The following is a 508-nucleotide window of genomic DNA, read 5'->3' as shown; positions in this document are numbered from 1 at the left end:
AGGGGCATCGTGGGGGGTGGCGATGTGGGTGTGGCACGCGCAACTGCGCGCACGGCCCTAGGACCACGCCTCTCGGTCAAGACCGCGCTGAACGATTCAATCCGCATGGCTTTCGTGGTACGCAGAGTCGATCAAGAAGTTAAGCAAAAGACGTTCCATCAACAATTTTCTGGTGCATACGGCACCCGGAGGAAGAAGCGATGAAAGTGATTTACGCAGCAAACGACGGCACCCAGTTCGATGATCAGCAAACGTGCTTGGACTACGAGAATGCAGTTGACAGCTGTTCCATCGAGCTGGGCCACATCGACGAGAAGCGCAGTGCGTTCGCATCGGATGTGTTTGACGCAGGTGCTACTGTCGATTGGCTTGACGGCCGTGACGATGAGCAGTACGCGGAGCTTACGGAACCGTTTTTCATCACACTGTTGCTGCATCGCAATTACCTGCGTGATCTGTTCGACCGCTACGATGCGCATGTCGCTGAAAACCAATGAGCAGCTACACC

2 protein-coding genes are annotated in these 508 nt (G+C 55.3%); both read left to right on the top strand.

Going from position 1 to position 508, the window contains the following annotated elements; all coding sequences use genetic code 11:
• A partial coding sequence (locus AC1RO3_RS08515) for a hypothetical protein (protein WP_481764004.1) occupies positions 1-204 on the top strand: 204 nt, incomplete at its 5' end.
• Complete coding sequence (locus AC1RO3_RS08510; protein WP_289859507.1) at positions 201-497, top strand: hypothetical protein; 297 nt, start codon at positions 201-203, stop codon at positions 495-497. The genes AC1RO3_RS08515 and AC1RO3_RS08510, both read left to right, overlap by 4 nt.
• Positions 498-508: the final 11 nt, after the last annotated feature.

It is taken from the genome of Dellaglioa sp. CoH-57-MRSF-19 (assembly GCF_056781975.1).
Note: the sequence above shows the minus strand (reverse complement) of the source record. Positions and strands in the feature narration are given on the sequence as shown.

What these genes read in the sequence shown, in the direction of transcription:
- AC1RO3_RS08510 (WP_289859507.1), top strand. Translation starts at nt 201, where the DNA reads ATGAAAGTGATTTACGCAGCAAACGACGGCACCCAGTTCGATGATCAG.